Source organism: Nitriliruptor sp., from assembly GCF_040882075.1.
GTDB lineage: Bacteria > Actinomycetota > Nitriliruptoria > Nitriliruptorales > Nitriliruptoraceae > Nitriliruptor.
The window spans coordinates 1-13,469 of the sequence record NZ_JBBEBZ010000178.1 but is presented as its reverse complement, the minus strand read 5'-3'; the positions used below and the strand labels follow the sequence as shown (position 1 = coordinate 13,469).

General features: G+C 71.0%; 13 protein-coding genes and 1 tRNA gene. All 14 read right to left on the bottom strand.

Features of this window, described 5'->3' with window-relative positions:
• Nucleotide 1: 1 nt before the first annotated feature.
• A tRNA-Ile gene (locus tag WEB03_RS12125) sits at nucleotides 2-76 on the bottom strand.
• Nucleotides 77-152: 76 nt separating this feature from the next.
• A complete protein-coding gene (locus WEB03_RS12120) occupies nucleotides 153-818 on the bottom strand; it encodes a DUF3566 domain-containing protein (RefSeq protein ID WP_368071210.1) in 666 nt (221 codons plus the stop codon).
• A 148-nt stretch (nucleotides 819-966) separates the two neighbouring features.
• Nucleotides 967-1,383 carry a hypothetical protein gene (locus WEB03_RS12115; RefSeq protein ID WP_368071209.1) on the bottom strand — a complete coding sequence of 139 codons (417 nt, stop codon included), beginning with the start codon at nucleotides 1,381-1,383 and terminating at the stop codon, nucleotides 967-969.
• A 20-nt stretch (nucleotides 1,384-1,403) separates the two neighbouring features.
• Nucleotides 1,404-4,133, bottom strand: coding sequence for a DNA gyrase subunit A (gene gyrA, locus WEB03_RS12110; RefSeq protein WP_368071208.1), 2,730 nt, complete (start codon nucleotides 4,131-4,133; stop codon nucleotides 1,404-1,406).
• Nucleotides 4,134-4,182: 49 nt separating this feature from the next.
• A complete protein-coding gene (locus tag WEB03_RS12105) occupies nucleotides 4,183-4,422 on the bottom strand; it encodes a hypothetical protein (protein ID WP_368071207.1) in 240 nt (79 codons plus the stop codon).
• A gap of 1 nt (nucleotide 4,423) precedes the next feature.
• Nucleotides 4,424-4,696, bottom strand: coding sequence for a hypothetical protein (locus tag WEB03_RS12100; protein ID WP_368071206.1), 273 nt, complete (start codon nucleotides 4,694-4,696; stop codon nucleotides 4,424-4,426).
• Entirely contained in the window at nucleotides 4,696-6,729 is a 2,034-nt protein-coding gene (gene gyrB / locus WEB03_RS12095; protein WP_368071205.1) for a DNA topoisomerase (ATP-hydrolyzing) subunit B, read from the bottom strand. The genes WEB03_RS12100 and gyrB overlap by 1 nt, the downstream gene beginning before the upstream one ends.
• Nucleotides 6,730-7,068: 339 nt before the next feature.
• Nucleotides 7,069-8,010, bottom strand: coding sequence for an Fpg/Nei family DNA glycosylase (locus WEB03_RS12090; protein ID WP_368071204.1), 942 nt, complete (start codon nucleotides 8,008-8,010; stop codon nucleotides 7,069-7,071).
• A 57-nt stretch (nucleotides 8,011-8,067) separates the two neighbouring features.
• Nucleotides 8,068-8,703, bottom strand: a complete 636-nt coding sequence (locus WEB03_RS12085; RefSeq protein WP_368071203.1) for a TlpA family protein disulfide reductase — start codon at nucleotides 8,701-8,703, stop codon at nucleotides 8,068-8,070.
• 33 nt (nucleotides 8,704-8,736) lie between these two features.
• Complete coding sequence (locus WEB03_RS12080) at nucleotides 8,737-9,273, bottom strand: disulfide bond formation protein B (protein ID WP_368071202.1); 537 nt, start codon at nucleotides 9,271-9,273, stop codon at nucleotides 8,737-8,739.
• 181 nt (nucleotides 9,274-9,454) lie between these two features.
• Nucleotides 9,455-10,072, bottom strand: coding sequence for a DUF721 domain-containing protein (locus WEB03_RS12075; RefSeq protein ID WP_368071201.1), 618 nt, complete (start codon nucleotides 10,070-10,072; stop codon nucleotides 9,455-9,457).
• On the bottom strand, nucleotides 10,069-11,256 hold the full coding sequence (gene recF / locus WEB03_RS12070) for a DNA replication/repair protein RecF (RefSeq protein ID WP_368071211.1): 1,188 nt from the start codon (nucleotides 11,254-11,256) through the stop codon (nucleotides 10,069-10,071). The genes WEB03_RS12075 and recF overlap by 4 nt, the downstream gene beginning before the upstream one ends.
• Nucleotides 11,257-11,313: 57 nt before the next feature.
• Nucleotides 11,314-12,429, bottom strand: a complete 1,116-nt coding sequence (dnaN, locus tag WEB03_RS12065; protein WP_368071200.1) for a DNA polymerase III subunit beta — start codon at nucleotides 12,427-12,429, stop codon at nucleotides 11,314-11,316.
• A 378-nt stretch (nucleotides 12,430-12,807) separates the two neighbouring features.
• The coding region (locus tag WEB03_RS12060) for a DnaA/Hda family protein (protein ID WP_368071199.1) at nucleotides 12,808-13,469 on the bottom strand (662 nt) is incomplete at its 5' end.

Below are 13,469 nucleotides of genomic sequence, written 5' to 3'. Positions count from 1 at the left end.
GTGGGCCCAGATGGACTTGAACCATCGGCCTCACCCTTATCAGGGGTGCGCTCTAACCAGGCTGAGCTATGGGCCCCGAACGGGACGCGGTGCCCGGAGGCGCCACGGCGGCGGGATGGTAGCGACGTCACCGGACGAGGGCGAGCCGAGGCTCAGGGGCGTCCGAACAGCTCGTCGTCACGCGAGGACCGCTCGGAGCGCCCGTCGTCGTCGGGGCGCTGACCCTCGGGGCAACCGTCCACCTTCGGCTGGCGCGCGGCGGCATCGCCCCGGCTGAGGGGAGGGACCGGCGGGCGGGACGTGCTCGCACGCTCACGGTCGCTGTGGGTCGGACGCCGATCCCCGGCCTTCTCCGACCCGCCGGACGAACCGTTCCCGTCCTCGCCCTGCCGACCGCTCGAGGGGTTCGGCGCGGACCTCGCGGTGGTCACACCGCCGGTCGCCCCCGTGTGGACGTTGCGGGTCGCTCCGGCCGGGGTGTCGTCGAGGACCGACAACGTCAAGCCGCCCGTGAGGTCGGCGATGAGGTTGTGCAGGAACGACAGGAAGACGAGCACCGCGGTCTGGATCACGACGCCGAGCAGCCCGAGCAGCGCGATGGCGCGGAACAGGTTGCCCGCGTTGATCCCGCAGGCCTGGAACCCGACCTCGAGCACGATCGAGCACACCTGATCGACCAGGCCCAGTCGGTCGACGATGAAGAAGATCACGCCGACCACCAGCAGGCCGATGATCAGCAGCGCGACGTTGGCGACAGCGCCGAACTTCAGCACCGACCACGGGTCGATGCGCCTGACGGTCAGCCGGCGGCGTGCCACGGTCGGGGAGCTCCTCGGGAGGTCGGCTCGCGAGTCTAGGCGCCAGGTCGTGCTCGGCCGGTGCGCCCCGACGTTCCTTCGACCCTCGGGCCGCGGACCTGGAGCCCGGACCGGATCGGCTGCGCCGACCGCACACCGACGGCCGCGCTCAGGCCGCCGCGTCGCTCCCGGCCCGGAGAGCACCCGTCCGGGTCGCGCCGCCCGGTTCGCGGACCGTGCAGATCACCTCCCGATCCTCGCCGGCGGCGAGCTCGTCGCTGTCCGGTGGGATCGGCAGCAGCTCGATGGGCGACTCACCGGCGGGGACCCCGAGGTAGTGGGTCCAGGCGTCACCGAGGCACGCCTGCGCGATCTCCGAGACCATCGCGTCGCCGGTGATCTGTTCGGGTCCGAGCTCGAAGACGTGGAACACCTCGAGCTCGTGCGGCTCGTCGCAATCGACGACGGTCACGTCCGCGAACCCGTCCGGGCCCGCACCCTCCGGCGGGGTCCGGACGCAGTCACCGATGCTGAGTTCGAACCCGCCGCCGCCACAGGCCCCCGCGAGGAGGGTCAGGGCGGCCACGAGCGCTCCGCGGCGGCGGGTCACTCCTCCTCGCCAGCCGACGACGCATCGTCCGAGGCCGTCGCATCGTCCGAAGCCGTCGCATCGGCGGGTCCACCCGCCTCGGCGTCGGCGTCGTCGACCTCCTCGGCGACACGAGCCACGGCGACGACCGACGAACCCTCGCCGGGCTTCATCAACGACACCCCCTGGGTCGCGCGGCCGAGCGGTCGCACGTCCACGAGGTCCATCCGGATGACCACGCCGCTGTCGCTGACCAGCAACACCTCGGCCTCGAACGGCACGGCCAGCGCACCGACCAGCCCACCGCGCTTCTCGTTGCCGAGCCTGATGGTGGTCACGCCCTGCCCGCCCCGCTTCTGGGCGTTGTAGGCCGACAGCGGGGTCCGCTTGCCGTAGCCCTGATCGGTCACGACCAGCAGGTAGTCGTCGGTGTCGTGATCCTCGTCCCCGACGATGCTCATCGACAGGACCTGATCCTCGTCGCCCTTGAGCCGCATCCCCCGCACCCCGGCCGCGGTGCGGCCCATGGCGCGGGCGTCCGCCTCCGGGAACCGGATGGCGTAGCCCTTGCGGGACACCAGCATCACGTCCTGGTCGCCGTCTGTGGCACCCACCCCGATGAGCTCGTCGTCATCGGCGAGGTTGATCGCGATCAGGACGCTGCGCGGCGAGTCGAACGCATCGAGACGTGTGCGCTTCACCGTGCCGTTGCGGGTCGCGAAGACCAGGAAGCGGTCCGCTGCCGCCAGGTCGCGGATCGACAGGATCGCTGCCACCCGCTCGTCGGCCTCGAACGCCAGACCGGGGACGTTGGCGACGTACACGCCCTTGGCCGACCGGGACTTCTCCGGCACCTGGTAGGCCTTGATGCGGTAGACGCGGCCCTCGTTGGTGAACACCAGCAGGTGGTCGTGGGTCGAGCACGACAGGAGGGTCGACACGATGTCGTCCTCCTTCATCTCCGCCCCGCGCACCCCGCGGCCACCACGGCGCTGGGTCCGGAAGGCGTCGACCGGTGTGCGCTTGATGTAGCCGTCGCGCGACAGGGTCAGGACCACCTCCGACTCGGGGATGAGGTCCTCGACGGTCATCGCCCCCTCGTCGGGGATGATCCTGGAGCGGCGCGCGTCGCCGTAGCGCTCGCGGACCTCGAGCAGCTCGTCCTTGATGATCGACCGGACGCGGTCGGGGTCGGCCAGGATCGCCTGCAGCTCGGCGATGAGGGTCTGCAGCTCGTCGTACTCGTCCTGGATGCGCTGGCGTTCGAGCGCGGCCAGGCGACGCAGCTGCATGTCGAGGATGGCGGACGCCTGGATCTCGGACAGGCTGAAGCGCTCCATCAGCGTGCCGCGAGCGACGTCCGCGGACGCGGAGCCTCGGATGATCGTGATGATCTCGTCGATGTGGTCGAGGGCGACCAGCAGCCCCTCGAGCACGTGGGCCCGCTCCTGGGCCTTCCGCAGGCGGTACCGGGTCCGGCGCTCGATGACGTCGACCTGGTGGGCGACGTAGTGGGTGAGCGCCTGGTCGAGGGTGAGCGTGCGTGGGACCCCGTCGACGAGCGCGAGCAGGTTGACCCCGAAGGTGTCCTGCAGCTGGGTGTGCTTGTAGAGCTGGTTCAGCACGACCTGGGCGTTGGCGTCGCGCTTGAGCTCGATGACGATGCGCATGCCGCGGCGCGACGACGACTCGTCGCGCAGGTCGGCGATGCCGCCGATGACCTTGCCGTCCACCAGCTGCGCGATCTTCTGCAGCAGCGTGGTCTTGTTGACCATGTAGGGGATCTCGGTGACCACGATCCGCTCGCGGGTCGAGCCCTGGGCCGGCTCCTCGATGGTGCAGACGGCCCGGACCTTCACCGATCCACGCCCGGTGGTGTAGGCGTCGTAGGCACCGGCCTGGCCGAGGATGAGCGCGCCGGTCGGGAAGTCCGGCGCCGGCACGTACTGCATCAGGTCCGAGGCGGTCAGCGACGGGTCGTCGATGAGCGCGACCGTGGCGTCGATGAGCTCCCGCAGGTTGTGCGGCGGGATGTTGGTCGCCATCCCGACCGCGATGCCGGTCGCGCCGTTGGCGAGCAGGGCCGGGAACCGCGCCGGCAGGACGGTCGGTTCCTCCTCGTACCCGTCGTAGTTCGGGATGAAGTCGACCGTCTCCTCGTCGATGTCGCGCAGCAGCTCCATCGCCAGACGCGACAACCGCGACTCGGTGTACCGCATCGCCGCGGCGGGGTCGCCGTCGATCGAGCCGAAGTTGCCGTGACCGTCGATCAGCTCGTAGCGGATCGAGAAGTCCTGGGCCATCCGCACCAGCGCGTCGTAGATCGAGGAGTCGCCGTGCGGGTGGTACTTCTTCATCACCTCGCCGACCGCGGCCGCGCACTTGCGGTACGGCCGGTCCGGGCGCAGCCCCGACTCGTCCATCGAGAACAGGATGCGACGGTGGACCGGCTTCATCCCGTCACGGACGTCCGGCAGCGCGCGGCCGACGATGACCGACATGGCGTAGTCGAGGTAGGACGAGCGCATCTCGTCCTCGATGACCACCGGCTCGACGCGGGCGGCGAGCACCGCGCCGGTCGGGGTGAGCGGCGTCCCATCGTCAGCGCGCGCGACCGGATCACCCGGCGTCGGCTCGGGCGAGCCGGGGACCGCAGCGCTGTCACCCCCACCGGGGACCTGCGGTGTCGTCGGTCCATCGGACGCATCCGGCGCGTCAGGCAGGTCGGGGGTCTCGTCGTCGGCCACGGGGGCTCCTACGGGCGGGGTGCGTCAGGTCGGGGGATCGAGCGGCCGGTCAGCGTTCCGCGTCGTCGTCGTGGCCAGGTGGTCCGGGGAAGCCGGGCGTCGGCGGGGTCGGCTCGAAGGTGTCGGCACGACGGGCGGCCGCGATGATGAGGCCGGCCGCGAGCACCGCGAGCACCACACCACCGATGATGGAGCCGGCCAGCCCGAACCCGAGGAGGGACCCGAAGGCGGCGATGGTGACGAAGGCGATCAGTGCGGCGACGAGCGCAGCGCGCAGGGTGCGGTCCACGTCAGGCTCCCGGATCGGAGGGCGGGTCGGCGGCGCGATCGGCGGTCACCGGGTCACGGTCGGGCGGGGTGGTCGAGGCGGCGGCGCGATCACGTCGGCGGCGGGTCGAGACGAACAGCACCGCCACCAGCACGGCGGGGACGATGGCGACCAGCGCGATCCCGATGGCGCTGCCGGCGGTCGACAGGTCACCGAGCAGCTCGGGTGCGATCGCGAGGATCGCGAGCACGAGCACGAGCACCCCACCGAGCAACCACGCCAGCGCCCGGTTCATCAGACGTCGAGGGTCGCGTAGCGGGCGTTGGCCTGGATGAACGCGCGGCGCGAGGGGACGTCGTCGCCCATCAGGACGCTGAACATCTCGTCCGCAGAGGCCGCGTCCTCCATGGTCACGATCTTCAGCGTGCGCCGCTCGGGATCCATGGTGGTGTCCCACAGCTGATCGGGGTCCATCTCGCCGAGCCCCTTGAAGCGCTGGATCTCGATCTTCTTGTCCGGCCCGACCGACTCGCGGATGCCCGCCACGATGACGTCACGCTCGGCGTCGGAGAACGCGTAGGTGAGCTCCTTCTTCCGGGTGGGGTGCATCACCAGGTACAGCGGCGGCTGGGCGAGGTAGACGTAACCCGCCTCGATCAGCGGTTTCATGTGCCGGAACAGGAAGGTCAGCAGCAGGGTCCGGATGTGGGCGCCGTCGACGTCGGCGTCCGCCATCAGGATCAGCTTGTGGTACCGGGCCTTGGTCGCATCGAACTCGTCGGCGAACCCGGTGCCCATCGCGGTGATGAGCGCTTGGACCTCGGTGTTGTTGAGGATCTTCGGCAGCCGGGCCTTCTCGACGTTCAGGATCTTGCCGCGGATGGGCAGGATGGCCTGGAACCGGGACTCGCGCGCCTGCTTCGCCGACCCACCGGCGGAATCACCCTCGACGATGTACAGCTCGCACTCGGCGGGGTCGCGTGACTGGCAGTCAGCGAGCTTGCCCGGCAGCGAGTTGGACCCGAGCAGCGACTTGCGGCGGGTGAGGTCACGGGCCTTGCGCGCCGCGATGCGGGCCTGCGCTTCGGACTCGGCCTTCATGACGATGGCGCGAGCCTCGGTCGGGTGCTCCTCGAGCCAGATCTGCAGCTGCTCGTAGGTGACCTTCTGCACGAAGGACTTGACCTCGGTGTTGCCGAGCTTGGTCTTGGTCTGACCCTCGAACTGCGGGTCGCCGACCTTGACGCTGACGATCGCGATCAACCCGCCACGCAGGTCGTCGCCGGACAACGACTCGACCTCCTTGGAGCGCAGCAGGTTCTTGTCCTTGGCGTACCGGTTGACGACCGAGGTCAGGGCCGCGCGGAAACCCTCCTCGTGGGTGCCGCCCTCGTGGGTGTTGATGGTGTTGGCGAAGCTCAGCAGCGCGTCGTTGAAGTCGTCGATCCACTGGCAGGCGAGCTCGACCGACTGCGGCCCGTTCGGTCCCTCCTCCTCGGCTTCGAAGTGGATGGTGGGGTGCAGCGGCTCCTTGTTGCGCGTCCCGCGGATGTGGTCGACGAAGTCGGCGAGGCCACCTGGTGCGTGGAACTCCCACACCTTCGGCCCGGTGGGGACCTCGTCGGCTGTGACGGTCGGGTCATCGAGGTCCGGTTCCGGGGTTGGCTGCGGCCGGGCGTCGGTGAGGGTGATCCGCAGCCCCGCGGTCAGGAACGAGGTGTCACGCATGCGCCGCACGATGGTGTCGGCGACGAACTCGGTGGACTCGAAGATGTCGCGGTCGGGCCAGAAGGTGATCGTCGTGCCGGTGCGATCCGAATCGCTGATGCGTTCGACCGGGCCGTCAGGGGCCCCGCGCTGGTAGGACTGGCGCCAGAGCGCGCCGTCGCGCTCGATCTCGGCGACCAGACGTTCCGACAGGGCGTTGACGACCGAGATCCCGACCCCGTGCAGACCGCCGGAGACCGCGTACGCCTGGGAGTCGAACTTCCCGCCGGCGTGCAGGACGGTCATCACGACCTCCAGGGCGCTGCGGCCCTCCTTCTCGTGCAGGTCCACCGGGATGCCGGACCCGTCGTCGTCGATGCGGACGCCACCGTCCTCGAGGAGCTCGACGGTGATGCGGTCGCACCGACCGGCGAGCGCCTCGTCGACGGAGTTGTCGACGACCTCCCAGACCAGGTGGTGCAGGCCCCGCAGGCCGGTGGAACCGATGAACATCCCCGGCCGCTTGCGGACCGCCTCGAGCCCCTCGAGCACCGTGATGTTCTTGGCGCTGTAGTCCTCGCGCGCGGCGGGGTGCTCGGGGGTCGGTTCCGGTGCGGCCAAGGTGTCGTCCTCCTTCTCGGTGCGCACCCCACGAGGGGGCCGATCCACGGGCGCGGCGAAGCACGGGTACTGCGGGGGCTTCGAGGGCGCCGACAGGTCGCGTGCGGGAGCGCGCCGCGACCTGTCGCAACCTAGCAGGCGGCCCCGCGCGACGAGCGGTCACAACACCGCTGTGGAGCGCTCGACCCCTCCGCGGGTGGGGGGGTACTACGAACGACGCCCACGACCGCAGAGCCCGCCTGGCGCGCTCGTTCCCGAGATCGCGCCGAGATCGCGCCGCATCGCGCCGGGACCGCGCCCGAGCGCACGGTGCGGGGATCGCCGGGCCCCGCCGCCCGGTCAGGCTCCCTCGAGCTCGTCAACCGTCCGGGGCCAGTCGTCCTTGAGCAGCCGCGACAGGCTGCGATCGGCCAGCACCTTGCCGCCGGTCTGGCAGCGTGCGCAGTAGTTGGTCTCGTTGTCGGCGTACCGGATCCGCTGGACGGCGGTGCCGCAGACCGGGCAGGGTTCGCCGGGCTTGCCGTGGACGGCGAACTCGGGCCGGAACGCGGTGACCTTCCCGGGGAACCCGTCGCCGGTCGCGTCTCGCAGGCGGGCGACCCAGGAGGTCAGGACCTCCCGCGTCGCGGCGTGGAGCCGTGCCACCTCGTCGTCGTCGAGCTGATCGGTGCGCTTGACCGGTGAGAGTTGTGCCGCGTGCAGGATCTCGTCGCTGAAGGCGTTGCCGATCCCGCTGAACCGGCGAGGATCGGTGAGCGCCCGTTTGAGGGTCCGTCGTTCGCGGGTCAGCTCGGTGCGGAACGCATCGAGATCGGCCTCGAGCGGCTCGAGGCCGCCGCGGTCGTGGTCGGCGAGCCCCTCCTCGCGGACCACGTGGAGGCTCGCCCGCTTCCGGGTCCCCGCCTCGCGGAGCAGCAGCGTCCCGCCCGGCGTCCCCGGATCACCGATCGCCGACCAGTCGAAGGCGGCCAGGCCGACCTTGCCCGGCACCTTGGCGCCGTGATCGGCCCACGCCAGCCGACCGGCGATCATCAGGTGCAGCACGGCGAACAGGGGGCCGTCCGCCTCGTCCCCGGCACCGTCCTCGGCGGCGAACGCGAACACCAGGCGCTTGCCGAGCCGCCGGACCTCGGTGCACACCCGACCGTGGAGCGCGTCCACCGGCGAGTCGTAGGTCTTCAGCAGCGAGATGCCCTGGATCCGGGCTCGGGTGAGCGTGGCACCGACCACCCGAGCGGTCAGGGCCGCCCGGTAGTCCTCGATGTCCGGTAGCTCAGGCACCCGCCGAGCGTAGACCGCCGGACCGGACCTCGACCCGGCGGTCCACCCGGCTGTTCGTCACGGGGCGATGCTCTGCGCGATCGAGCCGACCTGGTCCATCCCGAGCTGGCCGGCAGCGCGGGCGACGACCTGGCCGTCCTGCAGCACCACCCAGAACGGGGTGCCGGAGAGGCCGTAGGCGGCTGCGACGCTGCCGTCAGCGTCGTCCACGAGGACGTCGCCGTTGTACCCACCCCGATCGATGAGCCACCCCTCCGGCGGCCACGGCGGACGGTTCGGGTCGAGGCCGGTCGACACCGCGGTGAGCTCGACCCCGTCGGGCAGGCCGCCCCCCTCCATCCACTCCACGAGCTCGGGTAGCTCCGCTTGGCAGGCAGGGCACCAGGAGGCCAGGAAGACGATCATCTCGGCCTCGGCGTCACCGATCGTGGTGGGATCGCCGTCGAAGTCGGCGCCGGCCACCACCGGGGCCGTCGTGCCGACAGCCGGGTCCTCACCCTCGGGCAGCACCGGGAGGACCTCACCCTCGATGGTCGGGTCGCCCGCGACCTCCTCGAGGGTGGGGCCGGTGTCGGACTCCAGCCCGAACGCCGCGAACAGCAACGCTGCGGCGACGACCGCCAGTCCGGCGTAGAGCAGCAGGGTGCGCGGGCTCGGCCCATCCGTCGTCGACTTCTTCGGTTGCTGGGCCACGGTGGGTCTCCTCGGGTGGCGCGTCTCGCGCGGTCAGGCGGGGTCGGTGGGGTGGGTCGCAGGGCCGGCGGCGGGGCGAGCCGCTAGCGTCAGCAGGGCGATCGCGACCGCGGCGGTCAGCGCCATGGCCGGCAGGGTGAGGAAGCCGAACTCCTCGACCCACCGGACCGCGCACGGGGCAGCGGGGTCGCACGCGCCACCGAGCGACGGGTTGCGTTCGATGATCAGGTGCCAGATCGACACCATCGATCCCAGCGCAGCGATCGGGACGACGTACCGCCAGACCTGGCCGTCTCGGCGCCAGGCGGCGATCCCGGTGATCACGACCAGGGGGTAGATGGCGATGCGCTGGTACCAGCACAGCAGGCACGGCGCGTAGTCCGCGACCTCCGACATCCACAGCGACCCCGCGGTGGTCATCGCGGCGATCGCCCACGCGCTCGGCAGCGCCACCTCGTCGCGGAGCCAGTCCGGCACACGACGGCGCACGAGGAGCACCAGGGTCGCGACGGCGATGACGAACGCGACGATGGTCAGCGCGCCCGCGAAGCGTTCGACGGCGGACTGCAACGGGACTCCGGATCAGGAAGACGGGAGGAGGGAGGAGGGAGGAGGGAGGAGGGAGGGAAGCATCCGGTGGATCCCACCGCACAGCGAGGGCCGGAGGGCCCGACCAGCAGGGACGTGGGACACCGGATCGACCGTGTGCTCCGAGGCACTCCGAGGCGCGGTGGCCTTGGAACGCCCAGGATCAGACCTGTCCGTGACCCTCGAGCGATCCGACCACGAGCCGGACCTCGCGGACCTGGTGGCCGCCGAGCACCTCGTTGGCGTTGGCCACCAACTGAGGGAGCAGGTAGCGCAGCTGGGTCGCCCAGGCCTGGGACTCGGCGCGGACCACCAGGGTCCCACCAGCGAGCCGCACCGGTTCGCAGCGCGCAGCCAGGTCCGGGCCGACGACCTCGTCCCACCGTTGCGATGCGGTAGCACCCGTCAGACGCTCCCCCCACCCACGTCGGGAGAGGAACTGCTGGAGCGCCTCCCCGATGGGAGCCGGTGCGGGGGTCCGAGCGAGCCCGGTCTCGTTGTCGTCCGCGACGGTCCACTCCGCATCCGGATCGGCCGGTGCCGGGTCGAAGCTCGCCCGCTCGAGCCGCGCCCGTGCCCGCGCCTGCTGGGCCCGCTTGCGGTCGTAGAGGTACATGTCCCGGTCCGCCGCACCAGCCTTGCGCGTCTCGGCCGTGGCACCGGACGCATCGGTGCGCTTCGGCGGCGCATCGGTCCGCTTCGGGGCATCCCGCGGCGCGTTGCGCCGACCGCCCCGTCCGGCGCCGCGGTCGCTGCGATCGCTCCACCGGCCCCCGCTCACGCGGCGCTCCCACGGACCGACAGGCGCGACAGCCCACCCTCGATGGCGACGTCCACACGCGTCCCGACGAGCGGGACGTCCTCCTCGACCGCTGCCGTGACCAGCACCTGATCGAACCCCTCGCAGGCTTCGGCCAGCTTGCCACGCCGCGTGGTGTCGAGCTCGGCGAAGACGTCGTCGAGCAGCACGACGGGCCGGTCCCCGACCTCGGCGAGCACGTCCTGGGTCGCGAGCTTGAGCGACAGGGCGAGGGACCAGGCCTCGCCGTGCGAGCTGTAGCCCCGCGAGAGCAGCGGACCGATCGTGAGCTCGAGGTCGTCGCGGTGCGGACCGACGAGGGTGATGCCACGGGCGCGCTCGTCATCGGCCACCTCGGCGAGCTTGTCGCGCATAGCATCGGCCAGGGGTGCGGTGTCGGGGACCCGGACGTCGCCGTCGACGACCGTCCCCACCGGCTCGTGTCCGTCGATCGCGATCCCCACCGATGACCGGTAGGTCAACCCGATCCGTTCCGGGCGGTCAGCGAGGTCGCGGTAGGCCTCATCGACGGGCCGAGCCAGAGCACGGACGGCAGCGATCCGTGCCGCCAGCAGCTGGGTACCGTGCACGACCAACTGCTCGGTCCACACCTCGAGCGTCGCGCTCGCCGCCTCCCGCGCGGAGGAGGACAAGGTCCGGGCCTGCTTGAGCAGCTGGTTGCGCTGGCGCAGCACCCGCTCGTACTCAGCTCGTGCCGAGGCGAACGCGGGCCGACGCTGGGCCAGCAGATCGTCGAGGAAGCGGCGACGCTCCGCCGGATCGCCCCGCACGATCGCGACGTCCTCAGGGGCGAACAGCACGACCCGGAGCACCCCGCTCGCGTCGGCTGCTCGTCTGACCTCTTGACCATCGACCTTCGTGCGGGTCCGCCGCCCGGTGCCGACCTCGAGCTCGATGGTGCGCCGCCGGCCCTCGTCGGTACGCAGCTCGCAGCGGATCACCCCGACGTCGGCGCCGGCTCGGACCAACGGTGCATCGGTGGCGACCCGGTGGGACCCACCGGTCCCGGCCCGCAGGACCGCCTCGAGCAGGTTGGTCTTGCCCTGCGCGTTCGGCCCCACCAGGACCGTGACCCCGGGTTCGAGCTCGAGACGTGCACGGTCGTAGCTGCGCACGTCCACCAGCTCGAGACGACGCAGGTGCACGAGGCGCTCCACGGCTCGGCTCGACCGGCCCGGGACGGACCGGGGGGCGGGTGGGTATCAGGACACCCGCATCGGCATCAGCAGGTAGGTGAAGTCGTCGGTGGTGTCATCGCCGTCGACGTGGGGCTTGAGGACCGCCGGCTTGAGCCCGTCACGTAGCTCGATGCGGATCCTGTCGGTGCCGGTCGCTTCGAGCCCCGCGAGGAGGAACCCCGGGTTGAAGGCGATGGTCAGCCCCTCGCCGTCGATCTCGGCCGGCAACGCTTCGGCGGCGTCACCGACCTCCTGGGACCCGGCCTGGAGGTCGACCGAGCCGTCGCCGAAGGTCAGGCTGATCGGGGTGTTGGCCTGCCCCATCGCGACGACGGCCACGCGCTGGAGGGCTTCGATGAGCGCGGCCCGTTCGACCACGACCGAGGTCTCGTGCGCGTCGGGCAGCAGCGCGCGGTAGTTCGGGAAGCTGCCCTCGATCAGGCGGGTGGTCAAGCGCCGGTCACCGAACAGGAACGACACCTGACCGGCCTCGAGCGCGACGGTGACGGCGCCACCGGCGTCGGATGCGGCCTTGGCGGCCTCCTGCAGGGCACGGGCGGGGACGAGCGCGGTTCCCTCGACGCCCTCCTCCCAGGTCAGCGATCGCACCGCCAGCCGGTAGCTATCGGTCGCAGCGGCGGTGAGGGAACCGCCCGCAGCCTCGAGCTGGACCCCGGTGAGCACCGGGCGGGCCTCGTCGGACGACGCAGCCCGAGCCACCTGGGCGACCAGCCGGGAGAAGGCGTCGGCCTTGACCACGCCCTGCGCGGCGTCCTCCGCGGGTTCGGGCAGGGCGGGGAAGTCGTCGACGGGCATGCCCCGGACGTGGAACGTTGCCCGTCCGCAGCTGATCTCGACACGGTCCGGTTCGCCCTTCACGTGCACCGGGGCGTCGGGGAACTTGGCCACCAGCTGGCTCAGCAGGCGGCCGGGGAGCAGCACGCGACCGGGTTGCTCGATGCGCACCGGGATGCGGATCTCGGCCGCGACCTCGAGGTCGGTGGCCCGACAGGTCAGCTTGCCGTCGGCTGCCTCGAGGAGCACCCCCGACAACGCCGGCAGCGTCACCCGGGCCCCGACGGTCCTGGTCGCCCAGGACACCGCGTCGGCGAACTCCGCACGCTCCGCGACCAGCTCCACGTTGCCGTTCCTTCGTCCGTCCGGAGTTCTCCACCGCTCTGGTGGTGAACCTCTCTTCAAACCTTCAGTTACGTCATACCCGTAGGGCCTGTGGAACCGTGGATGACCACGCATCTTCGCAGGTCAGAGCCGGTTCAGCCCCGTGGATGGTGTGTGCACGACCGCGGCCGTCCTCCACAGGGAGCGAAGTTACACCGCGGTACCTCCACCGAGGTGCGTCGTCGTCCACGGCTCCATCCACCGTCGGTCCACCGTCGGGCGGCGCGGCAGCGCGCTCGGCGTCCCCAGGGGATCGGCCGGCGTCCACCGCGTGTCCCCACGTCGTTCCCGTGGTCATCCACAGGTAGCTGTGGAAACTGTGGATGCTCGACACCGGCGTCAACTCCGTCTCGCGCGCATCTTGACCCGTCCCGTGAGCTCTTGGACCTGGTCGTAGATCGCTCGACGCTCCTGCATGAGGCCGGCGATCTTCTTGTTGGCGTGCATGACGGTGGTGTGGTCGCGGCCACCGAACGCCTTGCCGATGACCGGGAGGGAGAGGTCGGTGAGCTCGCGGGCGAGGTACATGGCGATCTGGCGCGCCGTGACCAGTTGACGGGTCCGCGAGGGTGAGCACAGGTCGGCGACGGTCAGCGAGAAGAAGTCCGACACCTCGTCCATGATGAGGCTGAGGCCGATCTCCTGCTCGCGGTCGTCGGGGAAGAGGTCCTTGAGCACGAGTTCGGCCATCTGCGCGTCCGGTGGGGCCTGCTGGAGGCTCGCGAACGCCGATACCCGGATGAGGGCGCCCTCGAGCTCCCGGATGTTGGACTGCACCTTCGAGGCGATGAGCTCGAGCACGTCCGGCGGCACCCCGAGTCGGTCGTTCTCGCACTTCTTGCGCAGGATGGCGATGCGGGTCTCGAGGTCGGGGGGCTGGACGTCGGTCATCAGGCCCCACTCGAAACGGCTGCGGAGCCGGTCCTCGAGCTGCGCGATCTGCTTGGGCGGCCGGTCGCTGGAGATGACGATCTGCTTCTCGGCGTTGTGCAGCGCGTTGA

Bases quoted from the DNA above. Each gene is read 5' to 3' on its own strand.
- WEB03_RS12100 (WP_368071206.1), bottom strand. From the start codon at position 4,696: ATGAACCGGGCGCTGGCGTGGTTGCTCGGTGGGGTGCTCGTGCTCGTG.